This is a genomic window from Streptomyces sp. NPDC058198 (assembly GCF_042882605.1).
Taxonomy (GTDB): domain Bacteria; phylum Actinomycetota; class Actinomycetes; order Streptomycetales; family Streptomycetaceae; genus Streptomyces.
Window position 1 is genome coordinate 139298 of sequence record NZ_JBHVVP010000005.1, and the last position, 25291, is coordinate 164588.

The 25291-nt window shown below is 71.0% G+C and carries 21 protein-coding genes; 16 read left to right on the plus strand and 5 right to left on the minus strand.

Annotated elements, in window-relative coordinates; translation table 11 throughout:
* Positions 1–55: 55 nt before the first annotated feature.
* The gene (locus ACFVWW_RS19585; RefSeq protein WP_384188289.1) at positions 56–592 is read right to left on the minus strand and encodes an HNH endonuclease; all 537 of its coding nucleotides are present in this window, start codon (positions 590–592) and stop codon (positions 56–58) included.
* A 267-nt stretch (positions 593–859) separates the two neighbouring features.
* Between ACFVWW_RS19585 and ACFVWW_RS19590 the strand changes: the two genes are divergently transcribed.
* From ACFVWW_RS19590 to ACFVWW_RS19655, 14 genes are all read left to right on the plus strand, one after another.
* Positions 860–1924, plus strand: coding sequence for a mechanosensitive ion channel family protein (locus tag ACFVWW_RS19590; protein WP_386877568.1), 1065 nt, complete (start codon positions 860–862; stop codon positions 1922–1924).
* A 285-nt stretch (positions 1925–2209) separates the two neighbouring features.
* A complete protein-coding gene (locus ACFVWW_RS19595; RefSeq protein WP_386877726.1) occupies positions 2210–3328 on the plus strand; it encodes an ROK family protein in 1119 nt (372 codons plus the stop codon).
* 147 nt (positions 3329–3475) lie between these two features.
* Entirely contained in the window at positions 3476–4816 is a 1341-nt protein-coding gene (locus tag ACFVWW_RS19600; RefSeq protein WP_386877569.1) for an ABC transporter substrate-binding protein, read from the plus strand.
* A gap of 11 nt (positions 4817–4827) precedes the next feature.
* Complete coding sequence (locus ACFVWW_RS19605; protein ID WP_386877570.1) at positions 4828–5826, plus strand: carbohydrate ABC transporter permease; 999 nt, start codon at positions 4828–4830, stop codon at positions 5824–5826.
* A gap of 1 nt (position 5827) precedes the next feature.
* Positions 5828–6730, plus strand: coding sequence for a carbohydrate ABC transporter permease (locus tag ACFVWW_RS19610; protein WP_386877571.1), 903 nt, complete (start codon positions 5828–5830; stop codon positions 6728–6730).
* A 5-nt stretch (positions 6731–6735) separates the two neighbouring features.
* A complete protein-coding gene (locus tag ACFVWW_RS19615) occupies positions 6736–8001 on the plus strand; it encodes a 6-phospho-beta-glucosidase (RefSeq protein WP_384188298.1) in 1266 nt (421 codons plus the stop codon).
* Entirely contained in the window at positions 7992–9002 is a 1011-nt protein-coding gene (locus ACFVWW_RS19620) for an N-acetylglucosamine kinase (RefSeq protein ID WP_386877572.1), read from the plus strand. Before ACFVWW_RS19615 ends, ACFVWW_RS19620 begins: the two co-directional genes overlap by 10 nt.
* A gap of 297 nt (positions 9003–9299) precedes the next feature.
* A complete protein-coding gene (locus tag ACFVWW_RS19625; RefSeq protein WP_384188302.1) occupies positions 9300–10703 on the plus strand; it encodes a hypothetical protein in 1404 nt (467 codons plus the stop codon).
* Between the two features lie 20 nt (positions 10704–10723).
* Positions 10724–11770, plus strand: coding sequence for a glutamate ABC transporter substrate-binding protein (locus tag ACFVWW_RS19630; protein WP_384333060.1), 1047 nt, complete (start codon positions 10724–10726; stop codon positions 11768–11770).
* A gap of 114 nt (positions 11771–11884) precedes the next feature.
* Positions 11885–13216, plus strand: a complete 1332-nt coding sequence (locus ACFVWW_RS19635) for a hypothetical protein (RefSeq protein WP_386877573.1) — start codon at positions 11885–11887, stop codon at positions 13214–13216.
* Between the two features lie 52 nt (positions 13217–13268).
* On the plus strand, positions 13269–16016 hold the full coding sequence (locus ACFVWW_RS19640) for a tetratricopeptide repeat protein (RefSeq protein ID WP_386877574.1): 2748 nt from the start codon (positions 13269–13271) through the stop codon (positions 16014–16016).
* Positions 16017–16019: 3 nt separating this feature from the next.
* Positions 16020–17498, plus strand: coding sequence for a protein phosphatase 2C domain-containing protein (locus tag ACFVWW_RS19645; protein ID WP_384333069.1), 1479 nt, complete (start codon positions 16020–16022; stop codon positions 17496–17498).
* A gap of 94 nt (positions 17499–17592) precedes the next feature.
* On the plus strand, positions 17593–18951 hold the full coding sequence (locus ACFVWW_RS19650) for a VWA domain-containing protein (RefSeq protein WP_384188310.1): 1359 nt from the start codon (positions 17593–17595) through the stop codon (positions 18949–18951).
* Positions 18952–19000: 49 nt separating this feature from the next.
* The gene (locus tag ACFVWW_RS19655) at positions 19001–20152 is read left to right on the plus strand and encodes an FHA domain-containing protein (protein ID WP_386877575.1); all 1152 of its coding nucleotides are present in this window, start codon (positions 19001–19003) and stop codon (positions 20150–20152) included.
* Here the strand turns inward: ACFVWW_RS19655 and ACFVWW_RS19660 are convergent.
* Positions 20133–21155, minus strand: a complete 1023-nt coding sequence (locus ACFVWW_RS19660) for a methyltransferase domain-containing protein (protein WP_386877576.1) — start codon at positions 21153–21155, stop codon at positions 20133–20135. The two genes, ACFVWW_RS19655 and ACFVWW_RS19660, sit on opposite strands and share 20 nt — an antisense overlap.
* Positions 21156–21303: 148 nt before the next feature.
* On the opposite strand from ACFVWW_RS19660, the gene ACFVWW_RS19665 reads away from it, so the two are divergent.
* Positions 21304–21708: a globin gene (locus tag ACFVWW_RS19665; RefSeq protein ID WP_384188315.1), complete on the plus strand. Its 405-nt coding sequence runs from the start codon at positions 21304–21306 to the stop codon at positions 21706–21708.
* Between the two features lie 56 nt (positions 21709–21764).
* Here the strand turns inward: ACFVWW_RS19665 and ACFVWW_RS19670 are convergent, their stop codons facing one another.
* The 3 genes from ACFVWW_RS19670 to ettA are packed head-to-tail and all read right to left on the minus strand — an operon-like array spanning position 21765 to position 24551.
* On the minus strand, positions 21765–22460 hold the full coding sequence (locus ACFVWW_RS19670; protein ID WP_386877577.1) for a hypothetical protein: 696 nt from the start codon (positions 22458–22460) through the stop codon (positions 21765–21767).
* Positions 22457–22885: an acyl-CoA thioesterase gene (locus ACFVWW_RS19675; RefSeq protein WP_384188319.1), complete on the minus strand. Its 429-nt coding sequence runs from the start codon at positions 22883–22885 to the stop codon at positions 22457–22459. Before ACFVWW_RS19675 ends, ACFVWW_RS19670 begins: the two co-directional genes overlap by 4 nt.
* A gap of 1 nt (position 22886) precedes the next feature.
* Positions 22887–24551: an energy-dependent translational throttle protein EttA gene (gene ettA / locus ACFVWW_RS19680; protein WP_384188320.1), complete on the minus strand. Its 1665-nt coding sequence runs from the start codon at positions 24549–24551 to the stop codon at positions 22887–22889.
* A gap of 230 nt (positions 24552–24781) precedes the next feature.
* On the opposite strand from ettA, the gene ACFVWW_RS19685 reads away from it, so the two are divergent.
* Positions 24782–25204: a hypothetical protein gene (locus tag ACFVWW_RS19685; protein WP_386877578.1), complete on the plus strand. Its 423-nt coding sequence runs from the start codon at positions 24782–24784 to the stop codon at positions 25202–25204.
* Positions 25205–25291 lie beyond the last annotated feature (87 nt).

A 25291-nucleotide genomic window follows, 5' to 3' on the forward strand; every position in this document is an offset into this window, starting at 1 on the left:
GCAACCGGGATGCGGAGTGACGCGGGGCCGGGGGTGTGGGCACGCCCCCGCCCCCTCAGGCGGAAATGCCGTCGATCCGGGCCATCGCGTCGTCCGCGCCGTACGGCTGCAGATACGGCAGCCAGCGCGGATCCCGGTGTCCGGTTCCGATGATCCGCCAGGCGAGCCCGGACGGCGGGGCCGGCTGGTGGTTGAGCCGCCACCCCAGCTCCAGCAGATGGCGGTCGGCCTTGACGTGGTTGCAGCGGCGGCAGGCCGCCACCACGTTGTCCCACACGTGCTGGCCGCCGCGGCTGCGCGGAATGACGTGGTCGACGCTGGTTGCGACGCCACCGCAGTACATACAGCGGCCGCCATCTCGGGCGAAGAGCGCACGGCGGGTCAGCGGAACGGGCCCCCGGTAGGGGACCCGTACGAAGCGCTTCAGCCGTACGACGCTGGGTGCTGGAACGACACGGGTTGCGCTGTGCATGAAGGCGCCGGATTCCTCGAGGCAGATGGCCTTGTTCTCGAGGACGAGGACGAGCGCGCGGCGGAGCGGTACGACGCCGAGCGGCTCGTACGACGCGTTGAGGACCAGGACATGCGGCACGGATGCCTCCTTGTACGCCGGCGGCGCGTGGCTCGCGCCGGGACGATCTGCTCCAGTCTCTCCTTATGCCTGGTCGAAACGCCACCACGTCCGGGTAACGGGCTCGGAGTGTTTTCAACCACAGAGCGCTCTCCCCCGCGTACAGGGCCCTGTGCGGCCGCCTGGGGCCCACGTGAGGATCGTCTCTCCCCCGAACGGAGCGCCGGAGCGTGCGCACTGCCCCGTTAGTGTGGTTGGTCCGCCCTGCCCTATCCGGAGGTTCCCGTCGTGTCCTGGTCCGCCCTGCCGGCCGCAGGCCCCCCGTCCGACCCCGTCACCCTCGACGAGGCGGCGGACCGGGCGACCGACGCCGCGGGCTGGGTGGAGCAGAACTGGTCCACCTGGCTGAGCGTCGGCCTGCGCATCGTGCTCATCATGGTGATCGCGCTGGTCCTGCGTCATGTGATCCGGCGTGCCCTGACCAAGCTGATCGAGCGGATGAACCGCAGCGTCCAGGCGGTGGAGGGCACCGCGCTCGGCGGTCTGCTGGTGAACGCCGAGCGGCGCCGCCAGCGCTCCGAGGCCATCGGCTCGGTGCTCCGCTCGGTCACGTCGTTCCTGATCCTGGGCACGGCGGCGCTGATGATGCTGGGGGCGCTGAACATCAACCTGGCCCCGCTGCTGGCCTCCGCGGGGGTCGCGGGGGTGGCGCTGGGCTTCGGCGCGCGCAATCTCGTCACCGATTTCCTCTCCGGTGTCTTCATGATCCTGGAGGACCAGTACGGCGTCGGCGACACCATCGACGCGGGGGTGGCCTCCGGCGAGGTGATCGAGGTCGGCCTGCGCGTCACCAAGCTGCGCGGTGACAACGGCGAGATCTGGTACGTGCGCAACGGCGAGGTGAAGCGGATCGGCAACCTCAGCCAGGGCTGGGCCACCGCCGGGGTGGATGTGATGGTCCGGCCGTCCGAGGACCTGGACAAGGTCCGTGCGGTCATCACGCAGGTCACGGAGAAGCTGGCCAAGGACGACCCCTGGAGCGAGAAGCTGTGGGGCCCGGTCGAGGTGCTCGGCCTGGACTCCGTCCTGCTGGACTCGATGACCGTACGGCTCTCGGCGAAGACGATGCCGGGTCAGGCGCTGAGCGTGGAGCGCGAACTGCGCTGGCGGATCAAGGAGGCGTTCGACGAGGCGGGCATCCGGATCGTCGGCGGCCTCCTGCCCGCGACGGACGGGGCGCCCGTGGTGGACCCGGCGGCGGGCGTCTCGGCCCCCTCGGCCCTGGCGAGCCCCACCTCTCCGCAGTCCCTGGCGGCGTCCCCGCTGGCCCCGCCCCAGAACCTCTCGAAGTAACCGCCGGCGCACCCCGGCGTGTACCCGCCGGCACACCCGGCGTGTAACAGCCACGGTCCTCTCCACCGCCCCGTACGCCCCCGCAGGTAACGCTTTGGTTGCCTCGGGGGTGTCGTGCGTCGGAGGGTATTGACGGCTTCCTGACGGCGGGCCTACTTTCCTCGAAACCCGATAGGAAACTTTCCTAACAGTGTCATCGGGAGAACGAGCAGTCGAAAGGCAGGCGTCCGAACCGTGACCGGATCATCCACTCCGTCGCCGGGGACACCGCGGGTACTGCGGGCCATGAACGACCGGGCCGCGCTCGATCTGCTCATCGCCCACGGTCCGCTCACCCGCACCAGGATCGGCGAGCTGACCGGCCTTTCCAAGCCCACCGCCTCCCAGCTGCTGACCCGGCTGGAGGCCGCGGGACTGGTCCGTACGACCGGCAGCCAGAGCGGCCGTCCAGGACCCAACGCCGTGCTGTACGAGGTGCACCCGGCCGCCGCCCATGTGGTGGCGCTCTCCGCGGGGCCCACCGGCATCGACGCGGTGGTCGCCGACATCACCGGCACGGTGGTCGGGACCTGCCGGGTCGAGGCGGAGGCCGTCGCGGAGGACGTGCGCCACCGTACCGCCCAGCTCGTCTCGGAAGCCGTGGACGGCGCCCTGCGGGAGGCCGGTCTCGGCCATGAGGACCTGCACTGCGCGGTGATCGGCACACCGGGCGCGATCGACCCGCACACGGGGCAGCTGCGGTACGCGCCGCATCTGCCGGGCTGGCACTCCCGCACCCTCCAGGCCGATCTGGCCCAGGTGCTCGGCACCCGGGTCTTCATCGAGAACGATGTGAACCTCGCCGCCATCGCCGAGCAGTACGAGGGCGCCGCGCAGGACCACGACGATTTCGTGCTCGCCTGGCTCGACGAGGGTGTCGGCGCCGCGATCGTGCTGAACGGCACCCTGCTGCGGGGCGCCACCGGCGGCGCCGGGGAGATCGGCTACATGCCGCTGCCCGGCGCACCGCTCGCCCGCGGCGGCGCGCGGGACTGGGCGGGGCCCGACGCGGGCGGCGGTTTCCAGAGCCAGGTCTCCTCCCCCGCCGTACGGGATCTGGCCGGCGGCCTGCCGCTGGCCAAGGCCCTCGCCGACGAGGCCGTACGCGACCAGGTCGCCCGCATGCTGGCCACCGGCCTCGCCGCCGTGGTCGCCGTGGTCGACCCCGAACTCGTCGTGCTCTCGGGAGCGGTGGCCGAGGCCGGCGGCGAGGCGCTGCGCGAGCGGGTCGAGGCCGAGCTGACCGGACTCGCGCTGCCCCGGCCGCTGCTGCGGATCAGCGATCTGGACGGCGACCCGATCCTGACCGGAGCGCTGCGGACCGCCCTCACCCAGGCCCGTGACGCGGTCTTCGACACCACCTGACCCCCGCACCCCACCCAGCACCTGACTCCCCGCCCGGCCCACAAGCCCGCTCCCGACCCACCACCCACCCACTCATGCCCCTTTTATGCCACTTGCTTCCCCTCTCGCGACCCCCTCCCCCGTCCCCTCCCGTAAAGGAAGTCCGCCATGGCGCGATGGCGTATACGCACCTGCGTGTCCGCGGCGCTCGCCGCAGCCGCGCTGCTGTTGGCCGGCTGTGCCAATCCCAGCACCGGCAGCAACACCGACGACCCGACCGCGCCGGTGACGCTGAAGTTCTGGCACGGCTGGTCGGCGGCCGGCGAGGTGAAGGCGATCAACGCGAACATCGCCCGCTTCGAGAAAATCCACCCGAACATCAAGGTCGTCTCCACCGGCAATGTCGGCGACGAGACGATCAACCAGGCACTGCGCGCCGGTGGCAGCGGCGCGCCCGATGTGGTCACCTCCTTCACCACCAACAACGTCGGCCAGTACTGCTCGTCCGGCATGTGGGCCGATCTCGACCCCTTCCTGAAGAAGAGCGGGATCGAGAAGGCGAAGGTCTTCCCGAAGACCCTGCTGGACTACACCCAGTACGAAGGCGTCCAGTGCGCGATGCCGCTGCTCGCCGACGCGTTCGGCATGTACTACAACAAGGACGCCTTCGACGCGGCCGGGATCAGCCGGCCGCCGCGCACCATGTCCGAGATGAAGGCCGACGCGGTCAAGCTGACCGAGCGGAACAAGGACGGCTCGCTCAAGCGCGCCGGGTTCATGCCGAACTTCCAGCTCTACCAGAACGCCCCGGACCGGATGTTCGCGCAGTGGGGCCCGAAGTACTTCACCGCCGACGGCAAGGCCCAGCTCGCCGACGAGCCCAAGACCGAGCAGTTCTTCTCGGCGATGAAGGACCTCTCCGACGCGCAGGGCGGCTACGGCGCCATGGAGAAGCTCCGCGGCACCTTCGGTGACGAGATGTCGTCGCAGAACGGCTTCCTGACCGGCAAGCTCGCCATGCATCTGGACGGCGAGTGGCGCGGGCTGATGCTCGACGACGCCAAGGCGAAATTCAACTGGGCCGTGGCGCCGCTGCCGGTCCCCGACGACCAGGCCGACACGTACGGCCGCGGCTATCTGACCGGCACCGTCGCCGGTATCGCGCACAGCAGCAAGCACCAGAACGCGGCATGGGAGCTGATGAAGTTCCTGACGATCGACACCGGCTCGGTGGTGAGCTTCGCGAACGCGATCCACAACGTGCCGTCCACGTTCGCCGCGCTCGAGTCACCCGACCTGGACTCGGACCCGTCCTTCCGGCAGTTCCTCAAGATCGCGCAGAACCCCTACAGCCAGGCGGTCCCGCCGTCCAACAACGGCGGTCAGTACATCAACTCGTTCGGTGACTTCTCGCAGTCCGTCGAATCGGGCAGGACGCGCGACCTCCACAAGGCCCTGAAGGAACTCGACGACCAGATCGACGCCGACAACCTCCAGTCGGAAAACTGAGGAGCCGAGCCATGGCACTGTCACTCTCCACCTCGGCGGACACCGCCAGGGCCGGGGCCGAACCGGCCCCCGGCAACACCCCGCTGCGCCGCAAGCGCAACCGCCGGCGGCTGCGCACCCTGGGCTTCCTGTCCCCCTGGCTGGTCGGCTTCTCGGTCTTCTTCGCCTATCCGCTGCTCGCCACCGTCTACTTCTCGTTCATGCACTACAACCAGATCAAGGCGCCCACCTTCGTGGGCCTGCGGAACTGGAAGTACGTGCTGGAACAGATGCCGCTGTTCGGCCCCGCACTGTGGAACACCCTGTGGCTGGTCGTCGTGATGGTCGCGCTGCGCGTGGTCTTCGGCCTCGGCATCGGCCTGCTGGTGACAAAGATCAAGTCGGGCGTCGGACTGTTCCGTACCGCCTTCTACATTCCGTATCTGGCACCGCCGGTCGCCGCGACCGTCGCCTTCGTCTTCCTCCTCAACCCGTCCACGGGACCGGTCAACGAGGTGCTGGCCTGGATCGGCATCCACGGCCCGAACTGGTTCAACGACCCGAGCTGGTCGAAGCCCTCGCTGGTGCTGCTCTCCCTGTGGGGCATCGGCGATCTGATGGTCATCTTCATGGCCTCGCTGCTGGACGTGTCCAAGGAGCAGTACGAGGCCGCCGATCTGGACGGCGCGGGCGCCTGGTCGAAGTTCCGCTACGTCACCTGGCCGACGATCACCCCGATCGTGCTGTTCGCCGTCGTCACCGGGGTCGTACAGACGATGCAGTACTACACCCAGGCCCTGGTCGCGGGAAAGCTCGCCTCCGGCGTGTCCATCGGCCCCGGCACGGTGATCCAGCCCGGCTACCCGGACCACTCCACCCTGACGGTCCCGCAGCTCGTCTACTCACTGGGCTTCCAGAACTTCAACACCGGTGCGGCATGCGTGCTCTCGCTCGTGCTCTTCGCCATCGCCATGGCCGTCACCCTGCTGCTGATGCGCAAGAGCGTCGGCCTCATCCCGGCGGAGGACTGAGATGACCACCACCACCCTGAATCCGCCGGCCACCGCGGCGCCGAGCCGTCCGAGCGGCCCCGAGGCCGCCAGACAGCGCCGCAAGCGCGCGCTGAACTGGATCGCCGTCCACTCCGTGGCCCTCGCGCTGGCCCTCTTCTTCGTCCTGCCGTTCGTATTCGTCTTCCTCACCTCGGTGATGAGTGACGGGCAGGCGCTGAGCGGCGAGCTGTGGCCCTCCTCGTGGCACTGGTCGAACTACTCGACGGTGTTCCACACGCCCGGCTTCCTCACCTGGTGGCGCAACTCGCTGATGTACGCGCTCCTGGGCACGGTCTTCACGGTGTGCTCGTCGGTGCCGGTGGCCTACGCGCTCGCCAAGTTCCGCTTCCGCGGCCGCCGGACGGCGATGCTCCTCGTCATCTCGACGATGATGCTGCCGCCGCAGGTCATCATCATCCCGATGTACCTGGTCTGGGCCCAGCAGTTCCACCTGTCGGGCTCGCTGTGGCCGCTGATCATCCCGATGGCGTTCGGCGACGCGTACTCGATCTTCCTGCTGCGGCAGTTCCTGCTCACCATTCCCTCGGAGTACATCGAGTCGGCGAAGGTCGACGGCTGCGGTGAGCTGCGCACCCTGCTCAAGATCGTCGTCCCGATGGCCAAGCCCGGCATCGCCGCCGTCGCGCTCTTCCAGTTCTTCTACTGCTGGAACGACTACTTCGGACCGCAGATCTACGCCGCGCAGAACCCCGGCGCCTGGACCCTGAGCTACGGCCTGGAATCCTTCAAGAGCGCGCACGCGGTCAACTGGAACCTGACCATGGCCGCGACGCTGCTGGTCATGGCGCCGGTCATCATCGTCTTCTTCTTCGCACAAAAGGCCTTCGTAGAAGGCGTCACGCTCACCGGAGTAAAGGGCTGAGAACCATGAAGCTCGCTGTCGTAGGCGGAGGATCCACCTACACACCCGAACTCATCGACGGATTCGCACGGTTGAGGGACACTCTGCCGATCGAGGAACTCGTACTGATCGACCCCGCGGCCGACCGGCTGGACCTGGTCGGCGGGCTGGCCCGGCGGATCTTCGCCAAGCAGGGACACCCCGGTCGTATCACCACCACCTCCGACGTGGACGCGGGCGTCGCGGGCGCCTCGGCGGTGCTGCTCCAGCTGCGGGTCGGCGGACAGGCCGCGCGCAACCAGGACGAGACCTGGCCGCTGGAGTGCGGCTGCGTCGGACAGGAGACGACGGGCGCCGGCGGTCTCGCCAAGGCGCTGCGTACGGTCCCGGTCGTCCTCGACATCGCGGAGCGGGTCCGGCGGGCCAACCCGGACGCCTGGATCATCGACTTCACCAACCCGGTGGGCATCGTGACCCGGGCGCTGCTCCAGGCCGGCCACAAGGCTGTCGGCCTGTGCAATGTGGCGATCGGCTTCCAGCGCAAGTTCGCGAGGCTGCTGGAGGTCGCGCCCTCCGAGGTGTACTTGGAGCATGTGGGGCTGAACCACCTGACCTGGGAGCGCGGGGTGCGCCTCGGTGGTCCCGACGGCGTCGACGTGCTGCCCAAGCTGCTGGCCGAGCACGGCGACGCGCTCGCGGACGAGCTGCGTCTGCCGCGTTCGGTGCTCGACCGGCTCGGGGTCGTGCCCTCGTACTACCTGCGCTACTTCTACGCGCACGACGAGGTCGTACGGGAGCTGGGCACCAAGCCGTCCCGGGCCGCCGAAGTGGCCGAGATGGAGAAGCAACTGCTGGCGATGTACGGCGACCCGGCGCTGGACGAGAAGCCGGAGCTGCTGTCCAAGCGCGGCGGCGCCTTCTACTCGGAGGCCGCGGTGGATCTGGCGGCGTCGCTGCTGCGCGGTGGCGGCAGCCCGGTCCAGGTCGTCAACACGTACAACAACGGCACCCTGCCGTTCCTGGCGGACGACGCGGTGATCGAGGTCCAGGCCCGGGTGGGCACGGAGGGTGCGGTGCCGCTCGCGGTGGACGCGCTGGACCCGCTGTACGCGGGCCTGATCGCGCATGTCACGGCGTACGAGGACCTGGCGCTGGAGGCCGCGCTGCACGGCGGCCGCGACCGCGTCTTCAAGGCGCTGCTGGCGCACCCGCTGATCGGCCAGCACGCGGACGCGGACGCGCTCACCGACCGGCTGATCGCGCACAACCGGGAGCATCTCGCGTGGCTGTGAGCACTGCCGGTACGGCGGCGGGGCGCGCGAGCGTCCTCGCCGTCGACGCCGGGAACAGCAAGACCGATGTGGCCGTGATCGGCGCCGACGGTTCGGTGCTCGGCACGGCCCGCGGGGGCGGCTTCCAGCCGCCGGTCGTAGGGATCGAGGCGGCGATCGACTCGCTGGCGCTGGCGGTCGCCGAGGCCGTCTCGGCCGCGGGGCTGCCGGAGCGGGACTTCGCGGACCATGTGTCGGCCTGTCTCGCCAACGCCGATCTCCCGGTGGAGGAGCGGGAGCTGGCCGAGGCCGTGCAGGCGCGCGGCTGGGGCCGTACCACCGAGGTACGCAACGACACCTTCGCGGTCCTGCGGGCCGGTCTGCCGAGCGGCGCGGAGCCGCGGGGCGTCGCCGTCGTCTGCGGCGCGGGGATCAACTGTGTGGGCATGCTGCCGGACGGCCGTACCGCCCGCTTCCCCGCGATCGGCCGGATCTCCGGTGACTGGGGCGGCGGTTCGGGTCTCGCGGAGGAGGCGCTGTGGTTCGCGGCGCGGGCGGAGGACGGCCGCGGTGAGCCGACGGAGCTGGTGCGGACCCTGCCGGGGCACTTCGGTCTCGCGTCGATGTACGAGCTGATAGAGGCGCTGCATCTGGGGCACATCCCGTTCCTCCGCCGGCACGAGCTGACGCCGGTGCTGTTCGCGACGAGCGCGGCGGGCGACGCGGTGGCCGGGTCGCTGGTGGACCGGCTGGCCGAGGAGGTCGTCGCGCTGGCGACGGTCGCGCTCGGCAAGCTCGATCTGCTCGACGAGGAGGCGCCGGTGCTGCTGGGGGGCAGTGTGCTGGCGGCCCGTCATCCGCGGCTCGACGACCGGATCGGGGAACTGCTCGCGGCCAAGGCGCCGAAGGCGGTCGCCCGGGTCGTGACGGCGCCGCCGGTGCTGGGCGCGGCTCTGCTGGGGCTGGACCGGGTACGGGCGAGCGCCGAGGCGCACGCCCGGCTGGGGGCGTCCTACGCCTGATCCGACCCCGGTGCGTTCAACACCGGTGCGTTCACCCCCGATGCCTCCGAGCTCGGTGCCTCCCGCCGTCTGACGGCTCATCCGAACGCGTACGAAGACCCGTGATCGGGAACCGATCACGGGTCAGTGGCGTATTCATGGTGGGGAGAGCGGACGGCCGCGGCGGGCGCGACAGGAGGAAGATCCAGTCAAGCCTTGTGCAGTTGTCGGTCCCTGCGGCCATACTGCTGGCCTGGGACTCGTCCCCCACCCGCCGGGGGCGGGCCGCCGTCGTCAAATGACCGAGGGGGAGGTCACGTGACTTACCCGCCGAATGTGCGCCCCGCGCCACCATCGGCGCCCACGCACGCGCCGGCGCAACCGCCCGTACAGCCACCGGCTCCGCCGCCCGCGCGCCACAGCGCGTGGACCGAGACCACGGAGCGGCTGCGCGCGGCGGCGATGACCGAGCCCGGCCGGCTGAGGATCATCGGAGCCGCACTGGCGCTGCTGGTCGTGGCGTTCGGGGCGGTGACGGCATGGGAGGCCGCCGACCGGTTCTCCGCCGCCGACGACGTGGTGAGCCACAGTCAGCCGCTGAGCGCGGACGCGGCGGACATCTACCGCTCGCTGGCCGACGCCGACACGGCCGCGGCGAGCGGCTTCCTGGCGGGCGCGCAGGAGCCGCCGAAGGTGCAGCAGCGCTATCGGGACGACATCGAGAAGGCGTCCGGGCTGCTGGTCAAGGCCGCGGCCAATACGGACAGTTCCAGCGACTCGGCCCGGCAGATCGCCACGCTCAACGAGGGGCTCCCCCGCTACACCGGTCTGATCGAGCGCGCCCGCGCCAACAACCGGCAGGGGCTGCCGCTGGGCGGCGCCTATCTGCGGTACGCGAACCAGCAGATGGCCAACGAACTGCTGCCCGCGGCCGAGAAGCTGTACGCGGCGGAGACGGACCGGCTCGCTCAGGACAACGACGACGCGCGGCTCTGGCCGTTCGTCTCCCTGGTGATGGGGGTGCTGGCGTTCGGCGGCCTCTTCTGGGCCCAGCGGCGCAACTACCTCCGGACGAACCGGGTGTTCAACCAGGGCCTGCTGGCCGCGACCGCCTCGGCCACGGTCCTGCTGCTGTGGCTGGCCGTCGGGCAGACCGTCGCGCGGGCCGAGCTGAATACCGCTCAGGTACACGGGCAGGAATCACTGAAGGTCCTCAACGACGCCCGGATCAACTCCCTCAAGGCCCGTGCCAATGAGAACCTGACACTGGTGGCGCGGGGCGCCGTCCTCACGGCGGACGGTAAGAACGACAAGTACGAGACGGACTACAACACGGGCATGGACAAGCTCAGCACCGCGCTCGGCGAGGCGAAGAAGCTCGCCGACGACAGCGCGGGCGGCAAGCCGGTGGACGACGCGATCTCCTCGGTCGCCCAGTGGCGGGAGCGCCACACGTCGGCCAGCAAGACCGACAAGGCCGGTGACTACGAGGGCGCGCTGAAGAAGGTCATCGGCAGCGAGGAATCCACCGGTCAGTCGTTCGACCAGGTGGACACGGCACTGCGGAAGGCGCTCGTCCAGGAGCAGCGGGAGTTCACCCGGGCCGCCTCGGACGGCCGGGGCGCGCTGACCGGACTGGCGGTCGGAGCCGGGGTACTGGCCCTGGTCGGTGCGGTGGGCGCCATCCTGGGCATCGGCCGCAGGCTTTCGGAGTACCGGTGAGAGGCGGAGGGATGACTTCCATGGACAGGCCCCGCCGGTCCCGCGGGCTCCGCCCGTTCGACAGGCTCCGGGGCTGGGGCGGTGTCTCCGCCATGGCCGCCGCCTGTGTGCTGACGGCGTCCCTCACCCTGCTGCCGCTGTCGCACTCGGTCGCCGAAGGGCCGGAGGAGTCAGGACAGCGGATCGCCACGGCCATGCCCGCCAAGGCCGACGAGTGCACGGAACCGGAGGCCAGCCTCCCGGCCTCCGGCGAGGACGGCGCCACCATAGAGAAGATCAAGGCCCGTACGAACAGGAAGCTGATCGTCGGTGTCGACCAGAACAGCTACCGCTGGGGTTACCGCGACCCGGCCACCGGCAGTCTGGAAGGCTTCGACATCGATCTGGCCCGGGCCATAGCGAAGGACATACTCGGCGATCCGGACGCCATCATCTTCCGCGCCATCCCCACCAATCAGCGGGTCGGGGCGCTGGAGAACGGCACGGTGGATCTCGTCGTCAGGACGATGACGATCAACTGCGCCCGGATCAAGCAGGTCGCCTTCTCCACCGCCTACTTCCAGGCGGGTCAGCAGGTGCTGGCCCCCAGGGACTCGACGGTCACCGGCTACGACCGGTCCCTCGCCGGGAAGCGGGTCTGCTCCGCCGAGGGCTCGACGGCGTACGAAGCCCTGGAGAAGCAGTCGTACGGCGCGGAGTTCAAGGACAAGCACGACGGACAGCCGGCCGACGAGGACCGGCTGACGGTGCCCAACCAGCTCGACTGTCTGGTCCGGCTCCAGCTGGGCGAGGTGGACGCGGTGGTGACGGACAACGCCCTCGCGGCAGGCCAGGCGGCCCAGGACCCGGCGGTCGAGCTGCAAGGAGAGCCGTTCACCGTCGAGTACTACGGCGTCGCCGCCAAGCTCGGCAACGACGACCTGATACGCCGGGTGAACAAGGTGCTGGAGGGGTATCGCGCAGGCGGGGCGAACAGTCCCTGGATGACGTCGTACCGGAAGTGGCTGGAGGCGGGCCTGCCCGGAATAACCGCACCGCCGGGCGCCAAGTACAAGGAGAACAGCTAGTTCCGCCGGACCTTCCGGTCCTGCGAGAGCTGCCAGTACTGCTGGACCTTTCAGAGCTTCCAGTGCTTCCAGTCAGTCGTACGCGTCGTACGGACAAGAGCGGAGAGGTGATCGATGGGCGCCACGGGCTCCTTCCCCGACTCGACGGGGAGTCCGCCGGGACCGGTGATGGACCGGGACGAGGTGGACCGAGCTCTGGCACGCCTCGAAGCGGAGCACGAGGCGATCGAGACCTCGCTGCTCGCCCTGCAGGACCACGCGGGCCGCAGACTCCTCGAAGGGGCCGGGCTCACCGGGGTCACCAAGGACCGCTGGGCCGACGCCGAGCAGTCGATCACCCTGCTGTGGACGTACTTCGACCACTACGCCGCGGCGCTGAGCGGCGCCCGTGAGGCGCGCGCCAGGCGGCGCTGGCCGAACCGCGACGATCTGGTGGAGCTGACCGAGACGCTGCGCGGCCGCGGTGTGACCATCGCGGGCACCGCCGAGCACCAGCCGCCGTCCCTCACCGGTCCCGCCAAGCTCTCCGAGCACTTCACGCTCGCGGAGCTGGTGTCCCGGATGAACGGGCTGTACGCGCGCTCGCTGGACATGGTCGTGGCCGCGGACTCGGTGTGGTCCGCGCTGCCCGCCCGGATCGATCTGCTCTCCGCGGAGCTGCAGCGCACGCGCTCGCTGGCACACTCCGTCGGCGTACGGCCCGGGGAGCACCCGGCCGGCGACGACCTGGAGTCGATCACCCATGAGCTGAGCGCCCTGCGCGCCCAAGTGGTCTCCGATCCGCTGGCCTTCTGGCGTCCCGCGCCCGGCAGTTCGGCCCCGGGCGGCGGCCGTCCCGACACCGAGCGCTACGACCGGGCGGCCCGCGCCCTGGAGGACGTACGGCGGGAGATCGAAGCGGTCCTCGCGGTGCGCCAGGACTCGGAGGAGCGGCTGATGCGGCTGCGCGACGTGCTGTCGCGCGCGGACCGTACCCTCGCCGAGGCACGGTCGGCCCGCGGTGAGGTGCTGGCGAAGATCGCGGCGTCCGAGGTACCGGCCGTCAGCGGTCCGCCGACCGTGCTCCACGAGCGGCTCTCGACCGCGGCGGAGCACCGCAGGCATGCCCAGTGGCACCGGCTCTCACCGCTGCTGGAGTCGCTGGAGCGCGACGCCGAGGACGAACTGCTGCGCGCCCGCGAGTCCTTGACGGCGGTCACGGCGCCGCTCGCGGTCCGCGCGGAGCTGCGCGGCCGGCTGGACGCGTACAAGGCGAAGATCGCCCGGCACGGCATGGCCGAGGACCCGGTGCTGATCGAGCGGTACGACGCGGCCCGCAGGATGCTGTGGAGCGCGCCGTGCGATCTGCGCGTCGCCGAGCAGGCGGTGCTGCGCTACCAGCAGGCGGCGGCGGAGATCCTGGTCCCGCGCCGGCCGGAGCCCACCGACCGCAGGGGGGACGCGTGAGAGCGGCGACGGGACGTGCGGCGAAGAGAACAGAAGGCGAACGGGGGGACCGATGAGCGCGACGAACACATGCCAGCGCCCCGGCTGTGAGGGCTCGTACGAAGACATGGGCGGCGGTGAGTTGTACTGCGACACCTGCGGTCTGGCCCCCGTCGTCTCGCCCAACGGCGTGCTGTCGTCGCCGCCCACCGGCATCACCGGCGGCGGCAGGGGCAGCGGCGGCTCGGGCAGGAGCGACTCCGCGCGCTCCTCATCCCGGGCTTCCTCCCGGGCCTCCTCGCGCTCGTCGACCTCACGGCGTTCGGTCTCCGGCCGGCTGTCGCGCGCGCTGTCCGGGCGGCTGACCTCCCGGTCGGTGTCGGTGCGCAGCTCCGGTTCTTCCACGGCCGCGTCGGGGCGCAACCGGCTGGGCGCGGGACTGGTCTCCGTACCGGACGTGCCGCGTCCCGACCCGCGCTCCGCGGTGATGGCGAACCCGGAGGTGCCCGAGCGCAAGCGGTACTGCTCGCGTTCCGACTGCGGGGCGCCGGTGGGCCGCGCCCGCGGCGACCGGCCCGGCCGTACGGAAGGGTTCTGCACCAAGTGCGGGCACCCGTACTCCTTCGTACCGAAGCTGCACGACGGCGACATCGTGCACGGGCAGTACGAAGTCGTGGGCTGTCTGGCCCACGGCGGCCTCGGCTGGGTCTATCTGGCCATCGACCGCGCCGTCTCGGACCGCTGGGTGGTCCTCAAGGGCCTGCTCGACACGGGCGACCAGGACGCCATGGAGGCGGCGATCTCCGAGCGCCGCTTCCTCGCGGAGATCGAGCACTCCAACATCGTCCGTATCTACAACTTCGTGGAACATCTCGACCAGCGCACCGGCTCCATGGACGGCTACATAGTCATGGAGTACGTCGGCGGCAAGTCGCTGAAGGAGATCGCCAACGAGCGGCGCACCGGTGCGGGCAAGCGTGATCCGCTGCCGGTCGAGCAGGCCTGCGCGTACGGCATCGAGGCGCTGGAGGCGCTCGGTCACCTGCACAGCCGCAATCTGCTCTACTGCGACTTCAAGGTCGACAACGCGATCCAGACCGAGGATCAGCTCAAGCTCATCGACATGGGCGCGGTCCGCAGGATGGACGACGACGAGTCGGCGATCTACGGCACCGTCGGGTACCAGGCGCCGGAGGTCGCGGAGACCGGTCCTTCCGTGGCCTCCGATCTGTACACGGTGGCCCGCACCCTGGCGGTGATGACCTTCGACTTCCAGGGCTATACGAATGTGTTCGTGGACTCGCTCCCGGACCCCGACAACATCGATGTCTTCCGGACGTACGAATCCTTCTACCGGCTGCTGGTGCGGGCGACGGACCCGGATCCGGCGCGGCGGTTCTCCTCGGCCCAGGAGATGGCTGAGCAGCTGACGGGCGTGTTGCGGGAGGTCGTCGCGCTGCAGACGGGCCGGCCGCGGCCCGCGCTGTCGACCCTGTTCGGCCCCGAGCTGCGGGTCACGGACACGGAGCTGTTCGCGGAGCTGACGGAGGACGTCTCGCGGCTGGGCGTGCGCGTGGAGCCGGCGCCGGGCGGCGGGAGGTTCGGCCGTCGTACGAAGGCGGTGGCCGCGGCCCCCCACGGCCTTCCTCCGGTGCCTGCCCTGCCGCCGGGCATCGGCGCGGGCGCTCTGCCGGCGCCGGGAGCACGGCCCGGCGTTCCGGGGGCCGGCGGCCTCGACCCGGCGGCCCCGGCCCCTTCCCCGGGCGCGGCAGCGGTGCCGTACGCGCACGCGCAGCCCTTTGTCCCCGCTCCCCGCGCCGGAGGCACCACGGGTACGGCCGCGCCGGCGAACGGCACGGGCGCGCCCCTGCTCGCGTCCCTCGACGCGCGGGCGACCGCGCTGGCGCTGCCCGTACCGCGCGTCGATCCGAACGATCCGAACGCCGGGTTCCTGGCCGGTCTGATGGCCTCGGCACCCGCCGAACTGATCTCCGCACTGGCCGCCGCCCCCACCGACTCGGTGGAGCGGAGACTGCGCGAGCTGCGGGCCCGGCTGGAGATGGGTGAACCGGCCACGGCCGCCGAGGCGCTGAGCGCCCTGGAGGCCCGCCGTCCCGACGACTGGCGGGTCGTCTGGTACCGCGGCATCGCCTCACTCGCCGCGGGCGACGACGAGATCGCGGCGCTCTCCTTCGACGCGATCTACGACGCGTTCCCCGGCGAGCCGGCCCCGAAGCTGGCCCTGGGCGTCTGCGCCGAGGTGCTCGGCCAGCTGGACAACGCCGCAGAGTATTACCGCCTCGTCTGGACGACCGACCCGAGCTATGTCAGCGCCGCGTTCGGCCTGGCCCGGGTGCAGCTGGCCGCCGGTGACCGGGTCGGTGCCGTACGGACGCTGGAGTCGGTTCCCGAGGCGTCGATCCACTACACGGCGGCGCGGGTCGCGGCCGTACGGGCCCGGCTGCGCCAGCGCGGCCCGCACGCGCCGGCCCCCGGCTCCGGCGCGCAGCCGCCGCTGATCGATGATCTGACAGCGGCCGCCCAACAGGTGTCCGCGCTGCAGCAGTTCGGTCTGGACGCGGTACGGCGTGAACAGTTGTCGACAGAGGTACTGGGCACGGCCCTGGACTGGGTACTCTCCGGTAGTCCCGGGTCCAGTCCCGTACAGGCCGTGCTGCTCGGCAGCGAACTGGACGAGCGCGGCCTGCGTTTCGGACTGGAACGCTCGTACCGGGTGCTCGCCCGGCTCGCTCAGCGCGGCGAGGAGAGGATCGAACTGGTGGAACGGGCCAACCGTTTCCGCCCCCGGACGTGGGTGTGATTGATGTCCCAGATGCCCCAGTCGGCCGGTCGGCCGACATGCCCCGGCTGCACGGAGCCGCTGGAGTCCGGCGACCTGTTCTGCGGCGCGTGCGGGTACGACCTGTCGGCCGTACCTCCACGACCGGACGACCATCCCACCATCGTCATGACCGGCGCCGGGCAGACGCTGCCCGGCGCCCCGGTCGCCGGTGTGGAGTGGCCCCCCGCCACCGGAACGGACGGCTCGGACGCCCACGCGCCTGTGCATCTGCCCGGTGAGCTGCCGGGGGTGGACTCGGGCGGCTCGGAACTGCCTTCGCAGTCGGGCGACTTCGAGCTGCCCGCGCCAGGGACGCCGGTGCCAGGGACACCGGCGCCGGAGACGTCCGCCCCTGGGACACCCGCTCCGGGGACGTCCGCTCCCGGGAACGCCGTTAACGCGCCGGGTTCCGTGGTCCGGGACGCCTCGGCCCGGGACACCGCCGGCCCGGTCCCGTCCGATCCGGCCTCGGCCGGCCCCTGCGCCGATCCACGCACCACGGATCCCGCCCAAGCGTCCAACGCGGGCAGCAAGCTGTGTGTGGCCTGCCGCGCGGGCCGGGTCGACACGGACGGCTACTGCGAGAACTGCGGCCATGCCCAGCCGCGCGAGCGTGACCATGTGGAGCAGGAGCTCGGGGCGGTGGCCGCGGTCAGCGACCGCGGACTGCGGCACCACCGCAACGAGGACGCGTTCGCCGTGTCCTCCGCCGCCCTCCAGGACGGTTCACCCGCCGTGGTCGCGATCGTCTGCGACGGAGTTTCCTCGGCGACCCGCCCCGACGAGGCCTCGGCCGCGGCGGCCGCCTCGGCGAACGAGTCCCTGCTCGAAGCGCTGCCACGCGGAACGCATCCGCAGCAGGCGATGCACGAGGCGATCGTCGTGGCCGCCGAGGCGGTCAACTGCCTGGCCACCCACCCGGGCGGCGCGACGGCGCGCGATCCGCACCCCCATCAGAACGCCCCCGCGTGCACGATCGTCGGCGCGGTGGTGGCGAGCGGCCTGCTGGTCGTCGGCTGGATCGGCGACAGCCGGGCGTACTGGGTGCCCGACGACCGCGGCGGCCCGCCCGCCCGGCTCACCGAGGACGACTCCTGGGCCGCGCAGATGGTCGCGGCCGGCCTGATGAACGAGGCGGAGGCGTACGCGGACGAGCGCGCCCACGCCATCACGGGCTGGCTCGGCGCCGACGCGTACGAACTGGAGCCGCACACCGCGTCCTTCAAGCCGGACCGCCCCGGAGTGGTGGTGGTCTGCACGGACGGTCTGTGGAACTACGCGGAGGGTGCGGACGAGATGGCCAGGGCGCTGCCTGCCGACGCCGCGGAACGCCCGCTGCACGCGGCTCAGGTGCTGGTCGGGCACGCGCTGGACGGCGGGGGCCACGACAACGTAACAGTGGCCGTACTGCCGTTCGCCGTGCCGCCGCAAGGGGCAGGATCCGCCTACAACACGGCGTGAGCACCACTCTGTCCGACCTCGACCCCCCATGCCCGTTTCGCTGACCCCTTTTTCACTTGTCTCTGCTGTGTGGAGCGTCAAGGAGCCGATACAGATGGCGAACTTCTCCAAGTCGAACGTGCCGCAGTTCTCCGTCGACGTGTACCAGAACGAATACCTGCCCGAGGGCGGGCGCGAGGTCAACGCGATCGTCACGGTCACGTCCACCGGGGGCGGCACCACCGGCGGAGTGCCACTGGCGGGATCCTCGTCAACCCCCTCGGCGCTGCCCGGCCACAGCCCGAACGCGGCCGTGGTGATCATGGTCGACTGTTCGGGTTCGATGGACTACCCGCCGACGAAGATGCGCAACGCGCGCGATGCCACGGCGGCGGCCGTCGACACCCTGCGCGACGGCGTCGCCTTCGCGATCGTCGGCGGTACGCATGTGGCGAAGGAGGTCTTCCCGGGCAACGGGAGGCTCGCCGTCGCCGACACGCAGACCAGGGCCCAGGCCAAGGAGGCGCTGCGCCGGCTCAGCGCTGGCGGCGGCACGGCCATCGGCACCTGGCTACGGCTGGCCGACCGGCTGCTGGCCACGGCCGATGTCCCCATCCGGCACGGCATCCTGCTCACCGACGGCCGTAACGAGCACGAGTCCCCGGAGGACCTGAAGGCCGCGCTCGACACCTGCGCGGGCCGCTTCACCTGTGACGCCAGGGGTGTCGGTACGGACTGGGAGGTCAAGGAGGTCACCGGCATCGCCTCCGCGCTGCTCGGGACCGCCGATATCGTCGCCGATCCGGCGGGCCTCGCCGCGGACTTCACCCAGATGATGGAGAACGCGATGGGCAAGGAGGTCGCGGATGTGGCACTTCGGCTCTGGACGCCCGTCGGGGTGGAGATCGGCTTCGTCAAGCAAGTGGCGCCCACGGTCGAGGAGCTGACCGGCCGGCGCACCGAGGCGGGGCCGCGGGCCGGGGATTATCCGACCGGTTCCTGGGGCGACGAATCCCGCGACTACCACGTATGCGTGAAGGTCCCGGAGGCCGGCATCGGTCAGGAGATGCTGGCCGCGCGGGTCTCGCTGATACTTCCCGCGCCGGGCGGCGGCGCTCCCCAGGTGCTGTCACAGGGGCTGGTCCGCGCCGTGTGGACGGACGACATGGCGGCCTCCACGTCCATCAACCCCCAGGTCGCGCACTACACGGGCCAGGCCGAACTGGCACACGTCATCCAACAGGGCCTGGATGCCCGTAAGTCGGGCGATTTCGACGGCGCGACCGCGAAACTGGGGCGCGCCGTGCAGCTCGCCGCCTCGTCAGGGAACGCCGATACGGCGAAACTGCTTTCGAAGGTGGTGGACGTGGTCGACGCGGCGACAGGTACTGTGCGACTGAAAGCGAAGGTCGCCGATGCGGACGAGATGACCCTCGAAACGCGCTCCACCAAGACCGTACGCGTCAAGAAGTAGCAGCGAGCAGCGGCCTGCGGGCCGGACGAGGAGAGGGGGAAGCGCCGACATGCCGACCTGCCCGAACGGACACCAGTCGGGTTCCGACGACTGGTGCGAGGTCTGCGGCCATCGCATGGCCGGTCCTGGCGCTCCCACGGGCGCCGTGCCGCCGCCGCCCCCGCCGCCGCCCGCGCTCGGCTACGGCTATCCCCAGGGCCAGGGCCCTGACGCCACCGCCCAGGCCGAGCTGTGCCCGCAGTGCCGCACCCCGCGCGAGCCGATGGCTCCGTTCTGCGAGGAGTGCCGCTGGAACTTCCTGACGAACACGGCGACGTCGTACACCCCGCTGGCTCCGCAGCAGCCCGGTCCCGGCGGTCCCGGCGGCGGTCCCGGTATGGGCGGTCCCGTCCACGGGCTCAATCTGCCGCCGGGCTTCCAGGCCCAGCAGCCGCCCCGGCCGCACGACCCGTACGAGTACCAGAGCTCGCGGCCCTCGCAGCTGAACCGGCCTGCCGAGCCGCTGACGCCCGACCGGCCCTCGCAGCAGGACCCGCACCGGCCCGACGCGCACCGGCAGGGCCCGCATCAGCAGGGCCCGCCGCCCCCGCCGCCGTACGTGCAACAGGGTCCGCCGGCGCCGCCTGCCTTCCCGCAGCAGTCCTCCGCCCCGCTGGCCCCGCCGCAGCCCCGGCGGACCGGCGACGACGACTGGATGCTGCCGCCGCCCTCCTCGCACCAGACACCGCAGTTCCCGGCCCCGCAGACCGCGCAGCACCAGGCCGCGCAGCCCTCGGCGCCGCAGCCCCAGACCCCGGCGAGCTGGACGGCGGTCGTCGGCCCGGACCGTGAGTACTTCATGGCGATGATGCAGCGCAGCGGCCCCGAGGCCACCGGGCTGAATCTGCCGGCGTACTCCCCCGAGCAGCGCCTCCCGCTGGGCGGGAACCAGGTCACCATCGGCCGCCGCCGCCACTCCACCGGCGAGTCCCCCGACATCGACCTGTCCGTGCCGCCGGAGGACCCGGGCGTCTCGCACCAGCACGCGGTCCTGGTCCACCAGCCGGACGGCAGCTGGGCCGTGGTCGACCAGAACTCCACCAACGGCACCACGCTCAACGGCGCCGAGGACCCGATACAGCCCTATGTCCCCGTCCCGCTCAAGGACGGCGACCGGGTGCATGTCGGCGCCTGGACGACGATCACGATCCGCCGAGGCTGAACCCGCCGGGGCCCAGTGGCCAGAGGTACGGCCCCGAGGGGTCGTCCAGCCAGGCCCACTGGCTGTCTCCGGCGACGGTGACGCCGAACCGCTCGCGCTCCGGGCGCCGCTCGCGCTCCCACAGGGAGAGCGCCTCGTGCGGATCCAGACTGCCCGAGGTCAGCGCGAGCAGGAAGCGGAAGAGGTCGTTCTCGGCCGTGCGCCTCGGCAGTCCGCCGAGGGCCCGCCGCGCCGTAGGACCGCCCCCGGGGACGCCCCGTAGCGGTACGAAGAACGCGGGGGTGTGCAGAAAGCGTCCCTCCGCGCAGAGTCCGTGTGCGCCGTCGCCGACCCGTAGCGCGATCAGTCCGGTGGCGAGCGGCGCCAGGATCCGTGCCCCCGGCCGGCACTGCGCCAGCCAGCCGGCCGGCACCGACGGCAGGGTGCAGGTCGCGATGATCCGGTCGAACGGCGCGCGCTCCGGGACGCCGCGCGCTCCGTCGCCGGTGAAGACGGCGGGGCGGTAGCCGGCCGCCGCGAGATGCGTGCGGGCGGACTCCGTGATCTCCGGATCCAGATCGATGGTGGTGACGCGCTGGTCGCCCAGCCGGTGGGCGAGCAGGGCCGCGTTGTAGCCGGATCCCGCGCCGATCTCCAGGACGCGGTCCCCGTCCCGTACGTCCAGCTCCACCAGCATGCGGGCCATCAGGGAGGGCTGGCTGCTGGACGAGATCAGCTCACCGTCGCGGACCCGGGTCGCGAGCGGCCCGTCCGCGTACGCCCCCCTCAGCCAGCGCTGCCGCCGCGCCGCGTCGGGGTCGCCGCTCCACAGCCGGTCGTAGCCGCCGGGACGGCTGACGAAGTAGTACGGCACGAAGACATGGCGCGGCACCTCCTCGAACGCGGCCCGCCAGGCCGGATCGTCCAGCGCCCCGGACGCCGCGATCTCCTCCACCAGCGCGGCGCGCGCCCGCGCCGCGGCCGCGTCGTCCGGCCCGTACGCCTCGTCACGGTGTGCGCCCATCCCTCCACTGTCCTGGGTGAGCGGTCCGGAAGCGAGTGGGCCCGGCGGGTGGCCCTGATGCACAGACCCGGCGCACGGGCACCCGGTCCTGGGGCGGACAGGACCTAGGACCGAGGTCCTCGGCCGGTGCGTCTGAGACCATGGACGGGTGAAAGAGATTCCGCACGGCACGCTTCAGGAGCAGACCTTCTACGAGCAGGTCGGCGGCGAGGAAACCTTCCGGCGCCTGGTTCACCGCTTCTACCAGGGGGTCGCGGAGGACCCGCTGCTGCGGGCGATGTACCCGGAAGAGGACCTGGGCCCCGCGGAGGAGCGCTTCACGCTCTTCCTGATGCAGTACTGGGGCGGTCCCCGCACCTACAGCGACAACCGCGGCCACCCCCGGCTGCGGATGCGCCATGTCCCGTTCGCCGTCGACAAGGCCGCGCACGACGCCTGGCTGAAGCACATGCGGGTGGCGGTCGACGAGCTGGGACTGTCCGAGGCGCACGAGCGGCAGCTGTGGGACTACCTGACCTATGCCGCCGCCTCGATGGTCAACACCCCGGGCTGACCTGGCCCCCCGGACCCGGGCGCGCGGGCGCGCGCTCAGGCCGGGGTGAGTGTGTCTCAGGCCGGGGTGACCGTGAGGCTGCCGAGTCCCGCGCGGCGTACCGCGATCGAGCCGTACCGCGTACGGAGCCGGAGCCAGCCGCCGGACGCCAGCAGCGCCAACGGCTCCTCGGGCGCCGGGCCGGCCGCCGCCATGACCCGGACCGGGCGCAGGAAGCCCAGCGACTGGGCGGCGTGCACGGCCCGCAGCGGGAGACGGGTGTCGCCAAGGGTCCTGGACCATATCTCGCGGCCGATCCGGTCGCGTTCGGCGCGGGTCCGGCTGTCGGGCGTCAACTGCTCGTCCCGGGAGCGGAATTCGGCGACCGCAGCGGTCAGCGCGGCCCGGATCGCGTCCTCGTCCGGCAGTCCTGGCACCTGTTGCCAGCCGCCGCGCGGCGGCAGCACTCCGGCCCACGGCGGACCGGTGACGGCCGCGGGGACGGCCGCGGCGCCCTCGGTCTCGTCGATGGATTCGAGGAGTTCACCGGCGGAGACGGTGACATCCAGTTCGTACGGTGCGGCCAGCCGGGCGGTCCGGATGGCCAGCACCTCGAAGGACGCCGGCCGGCCGAACACGGCGAGCGCGCCGCCGCCGGCCTGGAGCCGGACTGCGGCGGCGCGGTCGTAGTGGATCAGCCGGGCGAGGAAGGCACCGAGATCGGCCGCCTCCCGCGCGTCGGCGAACTCCAGTGCCGTCACGGGCGTGGTCATGCCGCGAGAACACCCTCGTCCGCGTCCAGGTACTTCAGGAGGTAGGACTTCTCCTCCTCGGTGATCCGTCGCGGCCGCCCGGCCGCCAGGTCGTACGGCACGACGACCGTCGAGGCCCGTACGTACACCTGGTCCGCGTCCTTGATCTCGTACGCGATCGTCAGCGAAGCGGCGTTGATCTTCGTCACCCACGACTCGATGGTCACCGGCTCGTGCCGGTGGACCAGCGGCCGCTTGTAGTCGATCTCGTGGCGGGCCACGACGGACCCGCCGGAGAAGGACGGGGAGCCGTCGCCCGGCGCGAGCCGGAACATGAAGTCGATGCGGGCCTCTTCGAGATAGCTGATGAAGACCGCGTTGTTGACGTGCCCGAAGGCGTCCATGTCCGACCAGCGCAGGGGGCAGCTGTAGATGTGGCGGCCCATGTCAGCCCCGCGTGAGCTTCTTGTAGGTGGCGCGGTGCGGGCGGGCGGCGTCCGCGCCGAGCCGCTCGACCTTGTTCTTCTCGTACGAGTCGAAGTTGCCCTCGAACCAGAACCACCTGGAGTCGCCCTCGTACGCCAGGATGTGCGTGGCGACGCGGTCCAGGAACCACCGGTCGTGGGAGACGACCACGGCCGCGCCGGGGAACTCCAGCAGCGCGTTCTCCAGCGACGACAGGGTCTCGACGTCGAGGTCGTTGGTCGGCTCGTCGAGGAGCAGCAGGTTGCCGCCCTGCTTGAGGGTCAGCGCCAGGTTGAGGCGGTTGCGCTCACCACCGGAGAGCACCCCGGCCGGCTTCTGCTGGTCCGGGCCCTTGAAGCCGAAGGCGGAGACGTAGGCCCGCGAGGGCACCTCGACCTGGCCGACGTTGATGTAGTCCAGCTCGTCGGAGACGACGGCCCACAGCGTCTTCTTCGGGTCGATGTTCCCGCGGGTCTGGTCGACATAGCTGATCTTGACGGTGTCGCCGACCTTGATGATGCCGGAGTCCGGCTCCTCGAAGCCCTGGATCATCTTGAACAGCGTGGTCTTGCCGGCACCGTTCGGGCCGATGACGCCGACGATGCCGTTGCGCGGGAGGCTGAACGACAGGTCGTCGATCAGGACCTTGTCGCCGAAGGCCTTGGTGAGGTGCTCGACCTCGACGACGACACTGCCGAGCCGCGGGCCCGGCGGGATCTGGATCTCCTCGAAGTCCAGCTTCCGCATCTTGTCGGCCTCGGCGGCCATCTCCTCGTAACGGGCCAGGCGGGCCTTGGACTTGGCCTGCCGCCCCTTCGCGTTGGAGCGGACCCACTCGAGCTCTTCCTTGAGCCGCTTGGCGCGCTTGGCGTCCTTCTGGCCCTCGACCTTCAGACGCGACTGCTTGCTCTCCAGGTACGTGGAGTAGTTGCCCTCGTAGCCGATGGCGCGGCCGCGGTCGAGCTCCAGGATCCAGCCGGCGACATTGTCGAGGAAGTACCGGTCGTGGGTGACGGCGACGACGGTGCCGGGGTACTTGGCGAGGTGCTGCTCCAGCCACTGCACGGACTCGGCGTCCAGGTGGTTGGTGGGCTCGTCGAGGAGCAGCAGGTCGGGGGCTTCGAGCAGCAGCTTGCAGAGCGCGACGCGACGGCGCTCGCCACCGGAGAGGTTGGTGACGGGCCAGTCGCCGGGCGGGCAGCCGAGCGCGTCCATGGCCTGTTCGAGCTGGGTGTCCAGGTCCCACGCGTTGGCGTGGTCGAGGTCCTCCTGGAGCTTGCCCATCTCCTCCATCAGCGCGTCGGAGTAGTCCGTCGCCATCAGCTCGGCCACTTCGTTGAAGCGGTTGAGCTTGCCCATGATCTCGGACGCGCCGTCCTGGACGTTCTGCAGGACGGTCTTGGACTCGTCGAGCGGCGGCTCCTGGAGGAGCATGCCGACGGTGTAGCCCGGGGACAGGAACGCGTCGCCGTTGGAGGGCTGCTCCAGGCCGGCCATGATCTTCAGCACGGTGGACTTACCGGCGCCGTTCGGACCCACCACACCGATCTTCGCGCCCGGCAGGAAGCTCAGCGTCACATCATCGAGGATGACCTTGTCGCCGTGCGCCTTACGCGTCTTGCGCATCGTGTAGATGTACTCAGCCAAGAGAAACCGTCCGGCAATCGAGAAGGGCCAATGTGCGGCTCCGCCGCGTGAGGGCAGATACACCCCATCTTGCCTGACGTCCATCCCCCGACGGAAACCAGTACCGCTCCGTGGTCCCTGACCTGGACGTCGGCCGACCGCTTACGTCAGTGATCTGTCACCCGGTCCGGCACGCGCGCGCGGAACCGGTTTGTTCGGGGTCGCGTCCCACGGCCAGGGAGGGGTGTGACGTGATACGTCAGAGCAGGGCCCGTGTTTCGGGCCGCGTGCGGTTCGTCGCGGTAGTGGCCACGGTCTTGGTGGCCGCCGGTTGCGGCGGGCTGAACGATCCGGTCAAGGAACGCTGGGAGTCCAGAGCCGAGTCTCCACGGTGTGGCGCGGTGAGCCTGGATCAGGGTGAGGAGATGCAGAAGAAGGGGGTGCGGGAGATCGGCTGCCTCCAGCGAGCCCTGAAGAGCGGCGAGAGCGCGGAACTGAAGGTGACCCGGCCCACCGTGGAGGGTGACCCGATTCGCGAGTACTACCGCTTGACGCCGCAAGGCGGGCTCGAGGTGTACACCGACAGTACGGACGACCGCTACTCGGACCAGAAGTGGTCGTTCGACGAGTGCTACGCCCCGGAATGGCTGGCTGAGATTTCCTGCGGTCGGTGACCGGGCCGACGGCGCCGTGTCCGGCCCGTCGCCGCACACCAGTGGCCCCCGGCACGCTGTCGCGTACCGGGGGCCACGGTCGGCGCC

What these genes read in the sequence shown, in the direction of transcription:
- ACFVWW_RS19595 (WP_386877726.1), top strand. Translation starts at nt 2,210, where the DNA reads ATGAACGACCGGGCCGCGCTCGATCTGCTCATCGCCCACGGTCCGCTC.
- ACFVWW_RS19600 (WP_386877569.1), top strand. Translation starts at nt 3,476, where the DNA reads ATGGCGCGATGGCGTATACGCACCTGCGTGTCCGCGGCGCTCGCCGCA.
- ACFVWW_RS19605 (WP_386877570.1), top strand. Translation starts at nt 4,828, where the DNA reads ATGGCACTGTCACTCTCCACCTCGGCGGACACCGCCAGGGCCGGGGCC.
- ACFVWW_RS19610 (WP_386877571.1), top strand. Translation starts at nt 5,828, where the DNA reads ATGACCACCACCACCCTGAATCCGCCGGCCACCGCGGCGCCGAGCCGT.
- ACFVWW_RS19615 (WP_384188298.1), top strand. Translation starts at nt 6,736, where the DNA reads ATGAAGCTCGCTGTCGTAGGCGGAGGATCCACCTACACACCCGAACTC.
- ACFVWW_RS19630 (WP_384333060.1), top strand. Translation starts at nt 10,724, where the DNA reads ATGGACAGGCCCCGCCGGTCCCGCGGGCTCCGCCCGTTCGACAGGCTC.
- ACFVWW_RS19635 (WP_386877573.1), top strand. Translation starts at nt 11,885, where the DNA reads ATGGGCGCCACGGGCTCCTTCCCCGACTCGACGGGGAGTCCGCCGGGA.
- ACFVWW_RS19640 (WP_386877574.1), top strand. Translation starts at nt 13,269, where the DNA reads ATGAGCGCGACGAACACATGCCAGCGCCCCGGCTGTGAGGGCTCGTAC.
- ACFVWW_RS19645 (WP_384333069.1), top strand. Translation starts at nt 16,020, where the DNA reads ATGTCCCAGATGCCCCAGTCGGCCGGTCGGCCGACATGCCCCGGCTGC.
- ACFVWW_RS19650 (WP_384188310.1), top strand. Translation starts at nt 17,593, where the DNA reads ATGGCGAACTTCTCCAAGTCGAACGTGCCGCAGTTCTCCGTCGACGTG.
- ACFVWW_RS19655 (WP_386877575.1), top strand. Translation starts at nt 19,001, where the DNA reads ATGCCGACCTGCCCGAACGGACACCAGTCGGGTTCCGACGACTGGTGC.
- ACFVWW_RS19660 (WP_386877576.1), bottom strand. Translation starts at nt 21,155, where the DNA reads ATGGGCGCACACCGTGACGAGGCGTACGGGCCGGACGACGCGGCCGCG.
- ACFVWW_RS19670 (WP_386877577.1), bottom strand. Translation starts at nt 22,460, where the DNA reads ATGACCACGCCCGTGACGGCACTGGAGTTCGCCGACGCGCGGGAGGCG.
- ACFVWW_RS19675 (WP_384188319.1), bottom strand. Translation starts at nt 22,885, where the DNA reads ATGGGCCGCCACATCTACAGCTGCCCCCTGCGCTGGTCGGACATGGAC.